Below are 18,467 nucleotides of genomic sequence, written 5' to 3'. Positions count from 1 at the left end.
CCTCAGACGCGTTCGACGATCGTGGCGGTGCCCATGCCGGCGCCGATGCAGAGTGTTACGAGCGCCGTGTTGAGATCGCGGCGCTCCAGCTCGTCGAGTACGGTGCCGAGGATCATCGCGCCGGTCGCGCCGAGCGGATGGCCCATGGCAATCGCGCCGCCATTGACGTTGATCTTGTCATGCGGAATGTCGAAGGCCTGCATGTAGCGCAGCACGACGGCGGCGAAGGCTTCGTTGAGTTCGAAAAGGTCGATATCGGCGAGTGTCATGCCGGTGCGTTTCAGGAGTTTCTCGGTGACATCGACCGGGCCGGTCAGCATCAGCGCCGGGTCGGAACCGATATTAGCGAAAGCCTTGATGCGGCCGCGCGGCTTCAGCCCCATGCTCTCCCCGCCCGCCTTGGAGCCAAGCAGCACGGCGGCAGCGCCATCGACGATGCCGGAGGAATTGCCGGCATGATGGACATAGTTGATGCGCTCGACTTCCGGATGCGCCTGGATGGCAACGGCTTCGAAACCGCCCATTTCACCGGGCAGCTGGAAGGACGGATTGAGCGAGGCGAGCGCCTGCATATCCGTGCCGGGACGCATGTGCTCGTCACGGTCGAGAATGGTCAGGCCGTTGATATCTTTCACCGGAATGACCGAATTCCTGAAATAGCCCTTCTCCCAGGCATTGGCGGCGCGCTTCTGGCTTTCGACGGCATAGGCATCGACGTCATCGCGCGAGAAGCCGTATTTGGTGGCGATGAGATCGGCCGACACGCCCTGCGGCATAAAATAGGCCGGGAAATTGACTGAGGGGTCCATGAACCAGGCGCCGCCGGACATGCCCAGGCCGACGCGTGACATGCTTTCGACGCCGCCGGCGATGACGATATCGTCGGCCCCTTGCGCGATCTTGCCTGCGCCGAAATTCACGGCATCGAGGCCCGAGGCACAGAAGCGGGAAATCTGCATGCCCGGCGCCTTGGTGGAGTAGCCGGCCTCGAAAGCAGCGCCCTTCGGAATGACGGCGCCGGCATCCATGACCGGGTCGACGCAGCCCATGATGATGTCATCCACCGTTGCGGTATCGAGGCCATTGCGGTCGCGGATCGCCTCCAGCGTCTTGGCGGCAAGACGCACGGAGGGCACTTCATGCAGCGCCCCATCCTTCTTGCCGCGCCCGCGCGGCGTGCGCACGTGGTCGTAAATGAAAACCTCGGTCATGTCTCATCTCCCTGCGGCGGCAAGCCGCCTTGCTCAAAAGGCTTCCGCCGCCAGTTCCATCATCGTGTCGGCGCCGGTTTCGATGCGGGCCTTGCGCAGCGCCGTTTCCGGCATGATGCGCTCCATATAAAATCGCGCCGTGACAAGCTTGTTCTTCAGATAATCCTCGCGTGCGCTGTCGGCAGCCGCAAGGCCTGCCTGCGCCGCCTTGGCCATCTTCGCCCACATATAGCCGAGGACGACGAGGCCGAAGAGATGCATGTAGTCGGTCGAGCCGGCGCCGGCATTGTCGGGCTTGGCCATGGCGTTCTGCATGAACCACATGGTCGCGGTCTGCACATCGTTCAAGCCCTTCTTCAGATGCTTTGTAAAGAAGGCCATCTGCTCGTCGCTGCGGTTTTCCTCGCAGAAATCACCGATTTCCTTGAACAGCGCCATGACGGCGCGGCCGCCGTTCAGGGCCAGCTTGCGGCCGACGAGATCGAGCGCCTGGATGCCGTTGGCACCTTCATAGATCATGGTGATGCGGGCATCGCGGACATATTGGCTCATGCCGTGCTCTTCGATGTAGCCATGACCGCCGAAGACCTGCTGCGCCATGACGGCGTGCTCGAAGCCCTTATCAGTCATGACGCCCTTCAAGATCGGGGTCGCGAGGCCAAGGATATCGTCGGCTGCCTGGCGCTCCTTCTCGTCTGGAGAGCGATGGGCGATATCGGATTTCAGCGCCGTCCAGAGCAGGAAGGCGCGACCGGCCTCGTTGAAGGCGCGGATCGTCATCATCGTGCGGCGGATATCGGGGTGGACGATGATCGGATCGGCCTTTTTGTCCGGTGCCTTCGGGCCGGAAAGCGAACGGCCCTGAATGCGCTCGCGGGCATAATTGGCCGCGTTCTGATATGCGATCTCCGCAATCGCCAGACCCTGCAGGCCGACGCCGAGGCGCGCCTCGTTCATCATCACGAACATGGCGTTGAGACCCTTGTTCTCCGCACCGATGAGGAAACCCGTGGCTTCATCATAGTTCATGACGCAGGTGGCGTTGCCGTGAATTCCCATCTTGTGTTCGATCGCGCCACAGGAAACCGGGTTGCGATCGCCGAGCGAGCCGTCTTCCCTGACCAGGAATTTCGGCACGATGAATAGCGAGATGCCCTTGGTGCCCTCCGGCGCGCCTTCGATGCGGGCAAGGACGAGGTGAACGATATTATCGGTCATGTCATGCTCGCCGGCCGAGATGAAGATCTTCTGGCCTGATATCTTGTAGCTGCCATCAGGCTGGGGCACTGCCTTGGTGCGCAAGAGGCCGAGATCGGTGCCACAATGCGGCTCGGTGAGGTTCATGGTACCGGACCAGGTGCCCTCCACCATCTTCGGCAGATAGGTTTTTTTCTGCGCATCGGTGCCATGGACGAGGATGGCGGCGATCGCACCCTGCGTCAGGCCCGGATACATCATCAGCGACATGTTGGCGGCGGAGGTATATTCGCCGACGGCACAGTGCAGCACATAGGGAAGCCCCTGCCCGCCGAATTCCTCCGGCACGGCGAGACCCAGCCAGCCGCCTTCGCGATAGGCACGATAGGCTTCCTTGAATCCCTTCGGCGTCGAGACGGTGCCGTCGTCATGGCGCACGCAGCCTTCCTGATCGCCGGAATAGTTGAGCGGGAAGAGCACCTCTTCCGACACCTTGGCCGCTTCGCCGACGATCGCCTCGATCATGTCCGGCGTGGCATCGGCATAGCCCGGAAGATTGTTATAACGCTCCAGCCCGAGCACATCGTTCAGGACGAAGAGCGTATCGTTCACCGGGGCCTTGTAGACTGGCATCTTTCGAATTCCTCCAATTCGCCGCCGGACCTCGAGATTCCGGCCACTGTGTTACTCTTACAAAATATTGACGTTTGCGTAAACGTCAAATTTGTGAGGCGCGCTGAAATTTTGACGAAGCCGGCACGGGACAGCATGCCGCACGGCGCCGCTACCCCTCCATTCACCCAAGTAACGCGGCACTGCCCGCGCGCAAGAATATCAGGGCACGGGATAACCGAACCGAAATAAAAGGTTAAAGATTTCCCCAAACTTAACGAGTTGTTTACCACGTTTCGTGAATTGTACGAGTTGAGCAGCAGTGCTTCGCGTTTCTTCAACTTATGCTTGGATTGCGCGCTGGTTTTGCGGCTGTTTGAAGGAAAGCCAATACATTTATCCCTTTCCGAACGACGGGATCCGGACAGCGCGGCAATGTCGCAACGTCTTTCTTCCGTCAACATGGCGACCCCGGGTGGTCCATAGTTCGAGGCGAGCAAAAGATATGAGCGGATCGCGATCAAATCCTACCGGTACGGGCGACTGGACGTCGCTGGATGCTCTGAGCCGCACGATCGAAGGGCTGGAGGCGCGCATCGAGGGCCTGATGGGGACTGCCGCCGCACGCGATACGCGCCCGCGCGTCGCGGCCGGCTATGCGCCCGTCCCCGAACGAGCCGCACTGGAGCGCATGCCGCCCCGCCCCGAACGCGACCAGTATGACACTCGATCCTATGAGCGCCCGACGCGCAGCGAACGCCATGAGAGCGATCTCCGCTCTGATCCGCTCGCAGAAATCCGTCAGCGCCAGCGTGCGCTGGAAGCAAACCGCGAGCGGCTGCAACCGCGGCGCGAGGAAACCGCACATAGAGAACCGCAGCCGGCACGCCGTCCGATCGACAGCTATCCGCAGCGCCAGCCGATGCGGGCTGCCGCGGCCGAAGCACCGGTCGACATCGCCCAGGCGCTCGTCAACCTGCGCCAGGATCTCAAGCGCGACATCGCCGAAAGCGTGACCCGCGAAGTCGCCGCCCTGCGTGCCGAAATCCGCGATATTCGCGAAAACGCCGAGGACAAGCATTTCGTCGCCGATGTCCGCCAGGACATGGCGCGGCTTGCCGACAGCATCAATCAGCTGGCCGGTCAGCCGGAAACCGCCGGGCTGAAAGCCGAATTCGACGAACTGCGCTCGCTGATGGACGGCCTCGCCCGCGAAGAGTCGCTTCACCATGTCGAGCGCCAGGTAAAGGCCATCGACACCTCCGGCCTGCAGGAAGAGCTCGTCTCGCTTGCCTATCGCCTCGATGATATCAAGCAGCATCTCGGTGGCATGAACAACAGCCCTGCCGTGCTTGCGCTGGAAAACAAGCTTCTGACGATCGCGACCGCGATGGAGAGCCTCGGCTCGATGATGCAGCCGCAGGACCAGGCGATGCAACGGCTGGAAGGGCGCCTCAGCGGCCTTGCCGACCAGATCGACCTTATGAGCCGCGATCCGGGCCGCCGCCAACCGGCCGACGATCTTTCCGGTCGCCTCGAAGCGCTTGCCATGCGCATCGACGAGCTCGGCAGCGCAAAGGCCGTCGCCCGCCTGGAAGAGCGCCTGGACCAGCTCTCGCATCTGATGGAGCGTTCGCAGAAGGCCGCACTGCAGCCCGAGCTCGTTACCTATCTCGCCGATATCTCCCACAAGATCGATGCGCTGGAACATGGGTCCGTCGGTAACGTGCTGGCCGACCGGCTGGATTATCTCGCCCGCCGTATCGACGAGATCGATTTCCACCCGCCCGCGCCGGCAGCAAGCCTCGACGAAAGCATGGCGCGCCGGCTCGAAGGCCGCCTCTCCGATATTGCTGCCCGGCTGGAAGCAAGCACCGCCGCGCCGCCCACGGATACGCAGGCACTGCGCAGTCTCGAAGAGCAGATCGCGCATCTCTCGACATTGCTGACGAGCGAGCCACAGATCGTCGCTAATCATCTGCCCTCGGATTTTGACCGCCGGATGAGCGCGATCGAAGACTATATGGCGACGAACGACGAATACATCATCGAAGCGGCCCGCCACGCGGCGGAAACCGTCGTCGAGGCCTATTCGCGCGAAGGCGGAATGGTCGGGGGTTCGCAAGCAGCCGACATGGCGGCATTGACGGCGCTTGCCGAAGATCTTCGCCATCTCGAAGACCTCAGCCGCGCCAGCGACGAACGTACCCATCGCACCTTCGAGGCCCTGCACGACACGCTGCTGCAGATCGCCGACCGTCTCGATCATATGGAACAGCGCAAGCCCGCGCCTGTGATGCCGGCAGCAACATTCGAAAGCGACGTCTTTGCCGAAGAGGATGCGCCGAGCCTGAAGCCGCCCATGGCAGCGCAGCAGAAGTCCGGTCCGATCATCCGCACGGTTGCGCCTGCAGAATCCTCGGTTTCCGCCGAAGTCGCCGTCGCCCAGGCGATCGACGCCAATACGAAGGCAGAAATCAAGGCAGCCGCCAAGAAGAGCGGCAAAACCAGCCTGTTTGCGAGCCTCGGCAAGCGCTTCTTCACACCGGAAAAGGCCGAGCCGATCTTTCTGCCCGACCGTCCGGTCATCGAGCAGGCACCGTCTATCGATCCCGCCGACGTAATGCCGGGCGAAGAGGCCAACGAACTGCTGGAGCCGGGTTCCGGTGCGCCTGATATCAAGAAGATCCTGGAGCGCGTGCGCGCCAGCCAGAATACTTCGCGCAGCGGAAACGTGCGTCAGCCGACCGAAAACGAACGGGCCGATTACATCGCAGCCGCTCGCCGCGCCGCACAGGCGGCTGCCATGGAAGTCGACCAGACACAGCGCTCCGTTTCTGCTTCCACGAAGGATGCCAAGAAGGGCGGCGCGTTCTCGCGCTTTCGCCGGCCGATCCTGCTTGCGCTGGGTGCCGTCATGCTCGCCATCATGGCTTATCCGCTGGCGAACACGCTGACGCGCGGTCAGCAGGCGCCGGCCCAAGCGTCCACAACGGTCGCGCCCGCGGAGAGCGCTGCAACCAATACAGCCGCAGCCAATACGAACTCGGGCGCCGGCAATCAGCAGCCCGCGGCAAATCAGGCCGCCGCCCCCTCGGTTTCCACAACGGAGACGGCCGAAGACCAATCAGCACCCACGGCCACCGATCCGGTCGCAGCACCCGCAAATAATCACCTGACGGCAGCGACCCCGCTCGACGGCAACCAGACGGCAAGCGAAGCGCTGGCTCCGGCCGGCAGTGCACCTGCACAGCAGGCCACCGCCTTCGTTCAAACCGAGAACACGGCCGCTGCGACGCCCGCGGCCACACCGGCAGCGCCGGAAATCACCGTGCCCGAAGGCATCCAGCCGCCATCACTGGTCGCAGCCGCAAAATCGGCCGATGCGGTCGCACTCTTCGAGATCGGTGCACGCTATACGGATGGCCGCGGCGTTCCGGCCGATATGAAGCAGGCTGCGAAATGGTATCAGCTTGCAGCCGACAAGGGCTATGCACCGGCGCAGTACCGCCTCGCCAGCATGTATGAGAAGGGCAACGGCATCGATCGCGACCTCGCCAAGGCCAAGCAATATTACGAGCAGGCGGCCAATCAGGGCAATGCCAGCGCCATGCACAATCTCGCGGTTCTCTACGCCTCGGGCACAGTAGGGCCGCAGGATTATGATAGCGCTGCGAACTGGTTTATCCGCGCGGCCGATCTCGGCGTCTCCGACAGCCAGTTCAACCTCGCAATCCTCTACGCTCGCGGCAACGGCGTGAAACAGGACCTGCAGGAATCCTACAAATGGTTCGCAATCGCCGCAAAGAGCGGTGACAAGGATGCCGCCCAGAAGCGGGACGAAGTCGCCAATGCCATGAAGCCGGCCGATCTCGAAAGCGCGCGTGCCAAGGTCGACCTCTGGAAAGTGCAGCCCGCCGACCCGAAGGCCAACGGCACCGATATTCCTGACGAATGGACCACCGGCAAGGGCGTGAACACGGCCTCGATCGATATGAAGAAGGCGATCCGCAATATTCAGGCCATCCTAAACAAGAATGGCTTCGATGCCGGTGCGCCCGATGGGGCCATGGGAGACAAGACTGTGGCTGCCCTGAAGAGCTTCCAGAAGTCCGTCGGCCTGCCGGCGGATGGGCGGGTGACCGATCAGGTCGTCAAGGAGCTGCTGGCCCGCAACAAATAGGGCCAGGCTCTCGTGTGAAAGCGCTCAACCGAAATGCCGGCGCGGCAACGCCGGCATTTTGTTTACGAGAGTCGAGACGTCTCCCGGCCACTGTTGGCCATTCGCCGAAATGGCGTCACAGAAAAATGGAAAAAGCTGGGTTAGGGTGAACTCGGCAATTCGAAAACTGTGACCGCGCCGCCTTTCCTAAGGCTCTGGCAATGATTTCGGATTAGAATCCGCCGTTTAAGGGGAAACGGGCTTCGGTCATCGCCGAAAAGCCTGCAAATGGGAACAAGGCGTGACGATCTATCTGCCGATCGCAGAATTGTCGGTGAATATTTTCATTATTCTCGGCATGGGAGCAGCCGTAGGGTTTCTCTCCGGCATGTTCGGCGTCGGCGGCGGTTTTCTCATCACGCCTCTTCTGATTTTTTACAATATCCCGCCCGTCGTCGCCGTCGCCACCGGCTCCAATCAGGTCGTCGCCTCCTCCGTCTCGGGCGCGCTCAGCCATTTTCGTCGCGGCTCGCTCGACCTGAAGCTGGGTACGATCCTGCTCGCCGGCGGCTTGGCGGGGGCGACGTTCGGCCTCTGGCTATTCGTGCTTTTGCGCAGGCTCGGTCAGATAGACCTGATCATTTCCCTGATCTACGTGATTCTCCTCGGCACGGTTGGATCGCTGATGCTGTGGGAAAGCGTGCGCGCCATGCGCCGCGCAGCCGGCAAGCTACCGCCGGCAAGCGGCAAACCGCGCCATCACAACTGGGTGCAGCGCTTGCCGCTGAAGTTGCGCTTCAAGAAATCCAAGCTCTATCTCAGCGCCATTCCGGTGATCGGCCTCGGCTTCTTCGTCGGCATGCTGACGCCCATGGGTATCGGGGGCGGCTTCATTCTCGTACCTGCCATGATCTATCTGCTGCGCGTTCCAACCAATGTGGTCGTCGGCACATCGCTGTTCCAGGTCATTTTCGTGACGGCCTTCACGACAATCGTCCAGGCCGCCACGAACTATTCCGTCGATATCATCCTGGCCTTCCTCTTGATGGTGGCGGGGGTAATCGGGGCACAATACGGCGTTCGCGTCGGCCAGAAGCTGCGCGGCGAACAATTGCGCGCACTCCTCGGCCTCCTTGTCCTGGCCGTCGGCCTTCGTCTTGTCATTACACTCGTGGTGACGCCTGCCGACGTCTACTCCGTCGTCATGGAAGGGGTGAGCCGATGAGAGTGTCCGGACTGCTCCTTGCTACCGCAATGCTGCTTGCTCCCCTCACCACGCAGGCTCAGGTACTGCTCGATCAGCCGACGACCTCGACCACGGCGCGCGAGACGATGGAGATCGGCACGTCGACCAGCGAAATCGCCATTACCTCGGATTTCACCGGCGCCGATCTGACGATTTTCGGTGCGCTTTCCAACACCGATCAGCTGCTTCTGGCGATCGGCCAATATGATATCGTCGTCGTGCTGGAAGGGCCGCGCGAGAATGCAACGGTCCGCAGGAAAGAGCGCGTCTTCGGCATATGGATCAACACCCGCTCGATGACGTTCGAGCATGTGCCGGAAGCCTATTCGCTCTCGAGCACGCGCGCGGTCGACAACATCACCACGCCGCTCGAACTCAGCGATCGCGGCATCGGCGTCGACCATATCCCGCTGACGCCGGTCGGATTCGTCGGCAATGTCGGCGATGTTCCGGAATTCCGCAACGCCTTCCGGCGCCTGCAGAAGGCAGGCGGGCTCTATGAAAGCGATCCCGCCGGCGTTCGCTTCGTCAGCTCCTCGCTCTTCAAGGCGACACTCAGGGTTCCGGCCGACGTGCCGAACGGGGTGCATATGGTGCGCGCCTACCTTTTCAAGAGCGGCAAGTTCCTGAGTGAGAAATCGCTGCCGCTTCGGGTCATCAAAACTGGGATAGAGCAGACCATCACGGATGCGGCGCATCAGCGGCCGATCACCTATGGCATTTTTTCCGTGCTGCTCGCTCTCGTCACCGGTTGGAGCGCAAGCTTCATCTTCCGGAAGAACTGATCAGCCACCTTTCCGGCGATCGGCGACCTCGAGATAAGCTTCGGTCAACCGGTCGAGCACCGAGGGCTTGTCTGGCGGCAACACCTTGCCGAGATGCTTGGCACGCAGCTCATCCATGAAATCTTCCCAGAGCTCCTGGCCGCCCTCTTCCAGCAGCTCCGCCCGGATCGACAGCTCCTCCGAGACCGGAAGATGCTTGCGGCCCCAGGAGCCCATATGGGCAAAGAGCGGCACGAGGTCGATCGCCATTTCCGTCAGGCTATAGACAGCCTTCTGCTTGTGGGTGGGGTCATCCTCACGGGTCAGCAGGCCGCGCTCGACCAGCCGCTTCAGGCGGTCCGCAAGGATGTTGGAGGCAATCCCCTCCTGCGACTTCTGCAGCAATTCACGGAAATGCCGGCGATTGCCGAACATGATGTCCCTGATGACGATCAGGCTCCAGCGGTCGCCGAGAATTTCCAGCGTCAGATTGATCGGGCAGCCGGAACGATGCAGTGCGTCCATAGTGATCTCCAAAAAACCACTTGCATTTTGCCATCAGTCGAGCTAGCTTTCAACCGATTGCTTTTAGCAACTAGTTTTGATTATGACGCAGTTATCACGACGGAGGAAAAGTGATGAGGAAGCTCGTTATCTGGAATCTCATGACGCTCGACGGCTATTTCGAGGGAGCCAAGCCCTGGGACCTCGATTTTCACATGCTCGCCTGGGGCGATGAGCTGGAACACTATGCGACCGAGCTCGGCAAGGAAGGCGATCTGCTGATCTTCGGCCGCAAGACCTATGAAGGCATGGCCGCCTACTGGCCGACCGCGACGGAAACGCCTGATATCAGCGCCTACATGAACGGCATCGCTAAGATCGCCGCTTCCCGGACGCTCGATAAAGCGGAATGGAACAACACCCGCGTCGTCGGCGATATCGTCTCTGAAGTGAAGAAGCTGAAGGAAGAACCCGGCAAGACCATGTTCGTCTTCGGCAGCGCTGAAGTGACCGATGTATTGCTCAAGGCCGGGCTGGTGGATGGGCTCAGGATCTGCCTCGTTCCCGTCGTCCTCGGCGCCGGCAATCCGCATTTCAAACCGGCGGCCGAACAACGGCCGATGAAGCTCGTCGATTCACGCCCGTTGAAGACCGGCGCGGTAATCCTGCGCTATGAGCCGGCAAACGCGGCCTAGGCCGAGAGATTGCCGAACCGCACGGAATAGATGCGGTCGCGGCCGAGCAGGTGCGCAATCAGGCTCTCCCGCTCGAAAAGGCCAGCCATTGCTTTGTGGCGAAGATCGAGGCCGCCGGTCATCACGCCGAAGGCCGGCATCAGCAGGCGGGCGCCATCCGTGGCGAAACATGGGCGCCTCACCGATTTCTCCCGACGCCGAACGGTGGCCGAGGGATGCAGGTGGCCGGCGATCTCGCCGGCCTGCAAGCCCGCCTTCGGTTCATGGCGGAACGTCACCCCACCATAATGCATCTCATCCACCGAATGACCGGGCAGATCCACCGTGCCGTCCGGATCATGATTGCCGTTGATCCATATCCATTCACGGCCGCGCGCCATGCTAATGATCAGGCCGCGAAATGCCTCCGGCAGATGCCGCGAACCGACGCGATCATGGAAATTGTCACCCAGCGAAACGACGAGTTTCGGATCATATCGGGAGATGACCGCGGAAAGAACGGTCAGGGTCGCCAGCGTATCGTAGGGCGGCAGCATCATGCCGCGGCGGGCAAAGGCCGCGCCCTTCTCCAAATGCAGATCGGAGACGACGAGAATGCCGGCATCCGGCAGATAGAGCGCACCGAGCGGATCACAGACAACGGCGGCACCGTGAACGACGGTCTCGACGCCGGATGCGCTGGCTGCGCCGTTGCCTTGAGCATTCATATCTCGCGCTAGCGCCAGCCGGTTCATCAATTTAAGTCTACCTTCGTCATCATTCCATGGCCTCGCGGATCAGATCGTCAGCCGCTTCCGCCAGCACCACATCATGCGCCTCACCCGGCACGGATACCCTGCCGATTTCCAGCATCACCGGCACGGCAAGCGGCGAGATGTGATCCAAAGCCCGGTGGGTGATGTGGCCTTTGATTCGCTTCAGCATATCCCCAAGACGGCCGATTTCCAAAAGTCCGGTCGCGGCATCCTGCCTCGTCGCCTGCAGCAGGATATGATCCGGCTCATGGCTGCGCAGCACGTCATAGATCAAATCGGCGGATACCGTCATCTGCCGTCCGGTTTTTTCCTTACCGGGATGGCGGCGCTCGATCAAACCGGCGATGATGGCGCAATTGCGGAAGGTGCGTTTCAGCAGGAAGGATTCAGCGAGCCAGGCTTCGAGATCGTCGCCGAGCATGTCCTCATCGAAGAGCGCGGAAAGGCTGAGATGGCCGTTGGCGATCATCAGTCCCATATCCTCAAGCGCCCAGATGCCGAGGGAATAATCGGTCGCGACGAACCCCATGGGCTTGGCGCCGGCGCGCTCCAGCCTTCGGGTCAGAAGCATGCCGAGCGTCTGGTGCGCCAGCCTTCCCTCGAAAGGATAGGCAACCATATAGGCGCGGCGGCCGCGCGGGAAGGTCTCGATCAGAAACTCGTCGCGCTTCGGCAGCAAGGACTTCTCGTTCTGAATTTCCAGCCAATCGCGCACCTGATCCGGCAGGCGGTGCCGCCGGTCGGGATCGGCAATCATCGCGCGCACCTGATCGGCGAGATAGGTCGAAAGGGGAAACTTGCCGCCGGCATAGGAGGGAATTTTCGCGTCCAGCGAGAAGGCCTGCGAGGCCAGGCATTCATTCTCGCGGATGCCTTCGAAACGCAGCACCTTGCCGGAAAAGCGGAAGGTATCGCCGGGTGCCAACTGCTCGACGAAATATTCCTCGACCTTGCCGAGCGGCGCGCCGCCTCTTCCGAGCGAGCCCAGCGCGTTGCGTTTCACCAGCCGGATATTCAGCATCGCCTCTTCGACGATCGTGCCGAGATTCAGGCGATATTGCTGCGCGACCTGCGGATTGGAGACGCGCCAGCGCCCATCCGCCATCTTGCGGATCCGGGCATAGCGCTCGTAAGTCCGGAGCGCGTAGCCGCCGGTCGCGACAAAGTCGACGATGCGCTCGAAGGTCTCCCAGGAAAGCTCGGCATAGGGTGCTGCGCTCTGCACCTCTTCATAAAGCTCCAGCATGTCGAAGGGTTCGGCGCACGCCATGCCGAGCACATGCTGGGCGAGAACGTCGAGCGCGCCGGCGCCGATCGGCGGCGTGTCCTGCGCGCCGGTATAATTGGCATCGAGCGCTCCCTGGCACTCCATGACCTCGAAGCGGTTGGCCGGCACGAGAATCGCTTTCGAAGGTTCATCCATGCGGTGATTGGCGCGGCCGATGCGCTGGGCCAGCCGGCTTGCGCCTTTCGGCGCACCGACATGAATGACGAGATCGACATCGCCCCAGTCTATGCCGAGATCGAGCGTCGAAGTGGCGACGACGGCGCGCAACCGGTTCTCCGCCATGGCCGCCTCCACCTTCCGGCGCTGGCCGACATCGAGCGAGCCGTGATGCAGGGCGATCGGCAGATTGTCGTCATTGGCCGACCACAGCTCCTGAAACAGCATTTCGGCCTGCGAGCGCGTGTTGACGAAGAGCAGGGTCGTGCGATGCGCCTTCAGCTCGCGATAGATATCGGGGATCGCATATTTGGCGGAGTGACCGGACCAGGGGATACGCTCTTCCGTCGCGAGGATCGAGATATCGGGCTTGGCCCCGCCCTCGACGATGACGAGGCCGGCATGGCGCTCTTCCCCCGCCCGCTGCGCCACCAGCCATTTCTGCAGGTCCATGGGATCGGCGACCGTCGCTGAAAGGCCGATGGTCTGCACGCGCGGTGCCAGTTTGCGGATGCGGGCAAGGCCGAGCGACAGCATGTGGCCGCGCTTGGAGGTGACGAGCGAATGCAGCTCGTCGAAGACGATGTATTTCAGATCCTTGAAGAAGCGTTCGGCCTCGCGGGTGGCAAGCAGCAGCGCCACCTGCTCCGGCGTCGTCAGCAGGATATCCGGCGGATTGAGCTTTTGCCGCTGCCGCTTGCCGCTTGGCGTATCGCCCGTACGGTTTTCGACCGTAACAGGAAGACCCATTTCCGAAACGGGTTTCATCAGGTTGCGCTCAATATCGACCGCCAACGCCTTCAGCGGCGAGATGTAGAGCGTGTGGATACCGGTGAAGGCCGAGCCGGGCGGGATCTTGCCGCGCCGTGTGAGATCGGTGAGCGACGGCAGGAAGCCGGCGAGCGTCTTGCCCGCGCCGGTGGGCGCAATCAGCAGCGTGCTTTCGCCCGCTTCCGCACGGGCCAGCAGCTCCAGCTGATGGGCGCGCGGCTGCCAGCCCTTTTCCGCAAACCAGCGGAGGAAGGGGGCAGGCAGGGCTACGGGGGGCTTCGGCTCGATCTGGTCCACAGGTTCAATGTAGTGAATATGCGACGGATGAGAAGCGGGGCGGCGTCATGTCCATCGGCTTTGGTGTTCTCTGAGAGTGTGCACCCCCTCCGTCACCTCGTGACAGAGGGGTATCAGACGTCCGGCATATTTCAGGCGAAACTTATATGCAGTCCCATTTCAAAGAGCCTTGACTCCTATCATAATCGCGGATAAAAAATATCCATGATTAGAAAGGCGCGAAAATGAAGCTCGGAGACGGCGTCGAACAATCCATCCATTGCGTTGCCATGCTGGCAGGATTGTCCGATGGCGGCGTGTTGTCGGCGGCGGCGCTTGCCGAATTTCACGGCGTTTCGGTCAGCTATCTTCTGAAACATCTGCAGGCGCTTTCGGGCGCCGGCATCCTCGATACCGTGCCGGGGCCGAAGGGTGGCTATCGGCTGGCGCGCAAGCCGGAGGAGATCACTCTCCTCGATATCGTGCTGGCGGCCGAAGGCCCCGCACCCGCCTTCCGCTGTGCGGAAATCCGCCAGCGCGGACCGAACCCGCTCGAAGGACGCTACTTCGCCAAGCCCTGCGGCATCAATGCCGCCATGCTGGCGGCCGAGCGCGTCTATCGGGCCGAACTGGCAAAGACAACGATCGCCGACGTGCTGACCGATCTCAGGCAGACGGACACGGACGGTGGCATAGCCGCGAGAGGCTGCGCCTTTCTCGAGCTGCATGAACGCAAGACCAGAAACTGAACCTCAATTTAAACCCAAGGAGAAGACCCATGCATCCGCGTTTCAACTTCGCCAAAGCCTCCCCCGACTCCTACAAGGCCGTCGTCGCCTTGGAAAACTTCGTCCAGAGCAGCGGCCTCGAACGCCGCTTCATCCATCTGATCAAGCTCCGCGCCTCGCAGATCAATGGCTGCGCCTATTGCGTCGACATGCATTCGAAAGAAGCCCGCCACGACGGCCTGAGCGAACAGTGGATCAACCTGCTGTGCGTCTGGTGGGAATCGCCCGTTTATGACGATCGCGAGCGTGCTTTGCTCCGCTGGGTCGATTCCGTCACCAAGATCGCCCAGACCGGCATTCCCGATGCCGATTTCGAGCCGCTGAAGCAGCATTTCAGCGAAGAGGAGATCGTCAAGATCACGGTGGCGATCGGCACGATCAACATCTGGAACCGCCTTGCCGTCGGCTTCCGTTCGCAGCATCCGGTGGATGCGGCGAACAAGGCTGCCTGAGACCATTTCCATGACAGCAAAAAGCGCGGGACATCAATCCCGCGCTTTTCATTTGTGCCAGCTTCGGCGCAGCGAAGCCGAAGAACCTTAGGCAGCAACCGAGCCGAAACCAGCCGTCGGAACTTCCGAGATGGTCTTCAGAACCTGGGAAGCGATCTGGTAAGGGCAGCCCTGAGAGTTCGGACGACGATCTTCGAGGTAGCCCTTGTAGTCGTTCTTGATGAAGGAGTGCGGGACACGGATCGAAGCGCCGCGGTCGGCAACGCCGTAGGAGAACTTGTTCCACGGAGCCGTTTCATGCTTACCGGTCAGGCGCATGTGGTTGTCCGGGCCGTAGACTGCAATGTGCTCGTGCAGGTTCTTGTCGAACTGAGCCATGAGCGCTTCGAAATAGGCCTTGCCGCCGACTTCGCGCATGAACTTGGTCGAGAAATTGCAGTGCATGCCCGAGCCGTTCCAATCGGTGTCGCCGAGCGGCTTGCAATGGAACTCGATGTCGATGCCGTACTTTTCGCACAGACGCAGCAGCAGGTAGCGAGCCATCCAGATCTGGTCGGCGGCCTTCTTGGAGCCCTTGCCGAAAATCTGGAATTCCCACTGGCCCTTGGCCACTTCGGCATTGATGCCTTCGTGGTTGATGCCTGCTTCGAGGCAAAGGTCGAGATGCTCTTCAACGATTTCGCGAGCGACATCGCCGACGTTCTTATAGCCGACGCCGGTGTAGTACGGGCCCTGCGGAGCCGGATAGCCGGATTCCGGGAAGCCGAGCGGACGACCGTCCTTGTAGAAGAAGTATTCCTGCTCGAAGCCGAACCATGCGTCCTCGTCGTCGAGGATGGTCGCGCGGCTATTGGACGGATGCGGCGTCACGCCATCCGGCATCATGACTTCGCACATGACGAGAGCGCCGTTGGTGCGGGCCGGGTCCGGATAGATGGCGACGGGCTTCAGCACGCAATCGGAGCTGCGGCCTTCGGCCTGCATCGTCGACGAGCCGTCGAAGCCCCAAAGCGGAAGCTGCTCGAGCGTCGGAAATGCGTCGAATTCCTTGATCTGCGTTTTACCGCGCAGGTTCGGTACCGGGGTGTACCCGTCGAGCCAGATGTACTCGAGCTTAAACTTCGTCATTACGCACCTCATAACAGTTAATCATGCGAAGTAGGAAAAACTTGGCCGGCCTACCCGCCGGAAAATTCCTCACTACGAACGGCTGCAAAGGGAGATGCATTTGCCGTGCCAGATCGCATCGATACCCGGCGCGTCCGACGAGATTTTTATGATTCAGCCATATTCAGACGAGATTTCGGGCGCCAACTATCGGATTCTTTTTCAAATCGTCGCCGCGGTTCCAAATCGAACTGCCAAGATGTCGCAGGCGCGCCCGTCTAAAAATGCATGGGAAAATCGGCAGATCAAAGAAACGGCAGCAGCCGCACCCTCCTCTATCTGCCTACAATTTCATCATTTAGCATTTTTTTTAAGCGGAATGGTGATATTCGCCTTCGGCTTTGCTATATATGAGCTGTCTCTTGAAGCGCGCCCGCTGAACACCAAAAAAGGGAGAGACACGAATGGCAATCGGTACTCGGCACGAAACCGCAAAGATCTATCAATTCCCCGTCACGACCCGCCCCACGGCGCTCAGCCAGCGTCCGAAGGTGAATCTCGCCCCCGATATCGGTCCGACTATCGCGACGGCCGCATTCGACAGCTGGTATCACGAAGCCGCAATCGTCGAATCCGACGAGACCCGCAAGCAATAGATATAAGCTTTACAGCGCGATGTAGCGGTCCGATCGATGATTGATCGCGACGAAAAGGTTGAGCACGATTGCGCCGATAACCGAGCAGATGACCACCGCCGGCGTGGTCACCGCGAAAGCGACGGCGAGCACGCATAGGTCGATCGCAAGCTGCACCAGCCCTGCCCTGATGCCGAAACGTTCCTGCAGATAAATCCCCAGAATGCCGACGCCGCCAAGGCTTGCCCTGTGACGGTAGAGCGCGAGCAGTCCGAAGCCGAGCAGGATGCCGCCAAGGGCCGCCGACCACAGCGCATTGATATGCGCCACATTGAAGAGTAACGGCTGCAGGTTGGTCAGCAGTGACGTCAACGCGATGGCGATGAAGGTCTTGATGGTGAAGACCGGGCCGAGCTGCTTCAGCGACAGATAGAAGAACGGCAGATTGACCACGAAGAAAGCCAGGCCGAAATTCACGCCGATTGCGTAATGCAGCAGGAAAGCGATGCCGGCGGTACTACCGGTCAACAAGCCGGCGCTTGAAAGGCAGAATAGCCCCAGCGAAGAAATCAGGCTGCCGGAGACGATACCCTGAACATCCTCGATCCACGAATGCCGGGTCGCGGACGTATTCCAGACGCCAAATGCGCTCTTTGCGTTTGCCATGTGCTTTTCCCTGGGTTTCCAGGCTTTTTGCTGAAAGCTCAGGGGACAATCAAGCGAAATTACGTAAGTAATGCTGACCTATTTGAAATTCGCAAGATTCGAAATCATCAGGCCGATTTACTCGCAATGAACAGAATGCCGTGAATGGGCTTTCCGCCATCCATGCGAATGATAGCGCGGGTGAGATCCAGCACCATAAAGTCGTGAGCGGCCAAAATCTCCCTGACATAAGCCTCGGAATGGGCGAACCGTAGGGAATCGCGCAGCACATAACCCTCCGGCTGCTGCGCATCCTCCACGGAAAAGGCGAAGATCGCACCCTCGGCCGAAAGCTTGCGCACGATCGCCATTACGCCTCGCAGATTCCCGAGATACATCAGCACGTCGGCCGCAGTGACCAGATCCGCGCGGCCGGCGGCAAGCCCGGCCTCAAACATGCCCGACAGCTCCGGCTCCAGCGACAGATCGGCCTGGCCGAGATGGTCATAGACATGTTTTTCCGCCGCCTTGACCAGCATGCCTTTCGAAAGATCGTAACCTTCAAGCCGATCGACATGGGCGCGGATTTCCGGCCCGAGCAGGCCGGTGCCGCAGCCGAGATCGATCCCAAGGCGGAAATGTTTCGGGAGGCCGGCCGTTCCGGCAATCAGCGCCGCAAGCTTGCCGGGCACGCTATAGCCGAGCTTTTCGACAAGCGAGGTCTCGAAGCGGTCGGCATAATCGTCGAACAGCCGCTCGACATAGAGGCTCGGCGGCCGCTCCGGTAGCTCGGCGCCGCCGAGAACGGCAAGCTTCAGGCGAGCGCCAAAGACATCGCCCGCATCGAGCGCCAGAACCTCGTTCAGCGCAGCAATTGCGCCTGATGCATCGCCGGCCTTTTCGCGATAGGCCGCGAGCGTGAACCAGCCGGCCGCCCAGCGCGGCGCCAGCTCCAGCGCCTGCTCCATCAGTTCGGCAGCGCTGGCGGGCTCTCCGCTTTCGGCAAGCATCTTCGCATAATCGGCACGGCGGTCGGCAATGACATCGCCGGAGGAAAGCTGGCTCGGCAGCATGGGCTTTATCCTGTTTGACGCCCGCCTTTGAACGCGGCCATAAAAAAACTCAAGTCCTATTTCAGGCAGGCGCTGTCTTAGGGTGTAAGCTGGGGCGAAAGTGCTTGCGAGTCGCAGGTGCCGGCCCTAT

The 18,467-nt window shown here is 61.0% G+C and carries 15 protein-coding genes; 7 read left to right on the top strand and 8 right to left on the bottom strand.

Features of this window, described 5'->3' with window-relative positions:
- Nucleotides 1-2: 2 nt before the first annotated feature.
- Entirely contained in the window at nt 3-1,211 is a 1,209-nt protein-coding gene (locus C7U61_RS02680) for an acetyl-CoA C-acetyltransferase (protein ID WP_106996571.1), read from the bottom strand.
- Between the two features lie 33 nt (nt 1,212-1,244).
- Nucleotides 1,245-3,041: an acyl-CoA dehydrogenase C-terminal domain-containing protein gene (locus C7U61_RS02675; protein WP_106996570.1), complete on the bottom strand. Its 1,797-nt coding sequence runs from the start codon at nt 3,039-3,041 to the stop codon at nt 1,245-1,247.
- Nucleotides 3,042-3,525: 484 nt separating this feature from the next.
- Here C7U61_RS02675 and C7U61_RS02670 point away from each other — a divergent pair, with 484 nt between their 5' ends.
- The 3 genes from C7U61_RS02670 (at nt 3,526) to C7U61_RS02660 (ending at nt 9,213) form a co-directional block, all read left to right on the top strand.
- Nucleotides 3,526-7,203: a peptidoglycan-binding protein gene (locus tag C7U61_RS02670; RefSeq protein ID WP_106996569.1), complete on the top strand. Its 3,678-nt coding sequence runs from the start codon at nt 3,526-3,528 to the stop codon at nt 7,201-7,203.
- Between the two features lie 280 nt (nt 7,204-7,483).
- Complete coding sequence (locus tag C7U61_RS02665; protein ID WP_106996568.1) at nt 7,484-8,407, top strand: sulfite exporter TauE/SafE family protein; 924 nt, start codon at nt 7,484-7,486, stop codon at nt 8,405-8,407.
- Complete coding sequence (locus tag C7U61_RS02660; RefSeq protein ID WP_106996567.1) at nt 8,404-9,213, top strand: TIGR02186 family protein; 810 nt, start codon at nt 8,404-8,406, stop codon at nt 9,211-9,213. Before C7U61_RS02665 ends, C7U61_RS02660 begins: the two co-directional genes overlap by 4 nt.
- Here C7U61_RS02660 and C7U61_RS02655 read toward each other — a convergent pair whose 3' ends face one another.
- Entirely contained in the window at nt 9,214-9,717 is a 504-nt protein-coding gene (locus C7U61_RS02655) for a helix-turn-helix domain-containing protein (protein ID WP_106996566.1), read from the bottom strand.
- 113 nt (nt 9,718-9,830) lie between these two features.
- Here C7U61_RS02655 and C7U61_RS02650 point away from each other — a divergent pair, with 113 nt between their 5' ends.
- Nucleotides 9,831-10,391: a dihydrofolate reductase family protein gene (locus tag C7U61_RS02650; RefSeq protein ID WP_106996565.1), complete on the top strand. Its 561-nt coding sequence runs from the start codon at nt 9,831-9,833 to the stop codon at nt 10,389-10,391.
- Here the strand turns inward: C7U61_RS02650 and pdeM are convergent.
- Both pdeM and C7U61_RS02640 read right to left on the bottom strand, forming a co-directional pair.
- Nucleotides 10,388-11,125 carry a ligase-associated DNA damage response endonuclease PdeM gene (gene pdeM / locus C7U61_RS02645; protein WP_106996564.1) on the bottom strand — a complete coding sequence of 246 codons (738 nt, stop codon included), beginning with the start codon at nt 11,123-11,125 and terminating at the stop codon, nt 10,388-10,390. The genes C7U61_RS02650 and pdeM overlap by 4 nt on opposite strands.
- Before the next feature lie 22 nt (nt 11,126-11,147).
- Complete coding sequence (locus tag C7U61_RS02640; RefSeq protein WP_106996563.1) at nt 11,148-13,658, bottom strand: ligase-associated DNA damage response DEXH box helicase; 2,511 nt, start codon at nt 13,656-13,658, stop codon at nt 11,148-11,150.
- Nucleotides 13,659-13,882: 224 nt separating this feature from the next.
- On the opposite strand from C7U61_RS02640, the gene C7U61_RS02635 reads away from it, so the two are divergent.
- Together C7U61_RS02635 and C7U61_RS02630 are read left to right on the top strand one after the other, a co-directional pair.
- A complete protein-coding gene (locus C7U61_RS02635) occupies nt 13,883-14,386 on the top strand; it encodes an Rrf2 family transcriptional regulator (RefSeq protein WP_106996562.1) in 504 nt (167 codons plus the stop codon).
- A gap of 29 nt (nt 14,387-14,415) precedes the next feature.
- Nucleotides 14,416-14,877: a carboxymuconolactone decarboxylase family protein gene (locus C7U61_RS02630; protein ID WP_106996561.1), complete on the top strand. Its 462-nt coding sequence runs from the start codon at nt 14,416-14,418 to the stop codon at nt 14,875-14,877.
- A gap of 87 nt (nt 14,878-14,964) precedes the next feature.
- On the opposite strand, the gene C7U61_RS02625 is transcribed toward C7U61_RS02630, so the two are convergent.
- On the bottom strand, nt 14,965-16,005 hold the full coding sequence (locus tag C7U61_RS02625) for a glutamine synthetase beta-grasp domain-containing protein (RefSeq protein ID WP_106996560.1): 1,041 nt from the start codon (nt 16,003-16,005) through the stop codon (nt 14,965-14,967).
- 443 nt (nt 16,006-16,448) lie between these two features.
- Between C7U61_RS02625 and C7U61_RS02620 the strand changes: the two genes are divergently transcribed.
- A complete protein-coding gene (locus C7U61_RS02620; protein ID WP_106996559.1) occupies nt 16,449-16,640 on the top strand; it encodes a DUF2735 domain-containing protein in 192 nt (63 codons plus the stop codon).
- Nucleotides 16,641-16,649: 9 nt separating this feature from the next.
- On the opposite strand, the gene C7U61_RS02615 is transcribed toward C7U61_RS02620, so the two are convergent.
- Together C7U61_RS02615 and C7U61_RS02610 are read right to left on the bottom strand one after the other, a co-directional pair.
- On the bottom strand, nt 16,650-17,285 hold the full coding sequence (locus C7U61_RS02615; RefSeq protein WP_106996558.1) for a YitT family protein: 636 nt from the start codon (nt 17,283-17,285) through the stop codon (nt 16,650-16,652).
- 107 nt (nt 17,286-17,392) lie between these two features.
- Nucleotides 17,393-18,337 (bottom strand): methyltransferase, encoded by a 945-nt coding sequence (locus C7U61_RS02610; RefSeq protein WP_106996557.1) that lies wholly within the window; start codon nt 18,335-18,337, stop codon nt 17,393-17,395.
- Between the last annotated feature and the right edge of the window lie 130 nt (nt 18,338-18,467).

This window comes from Rhizobium sp. JAB6 (assembly GCF_003024605.1).
In the GTDB taxonomy this organism is placed as follows: Bacteria; Pseudomonadota; Alphaproteobacteria; order Rhizobiales; family Rhizobiaceae; genus Rhizobium.
Note: the sequence above shows the minus strand (reverse complement) of the source record. Positions and strands in the feature narration are given on the sequence as shown.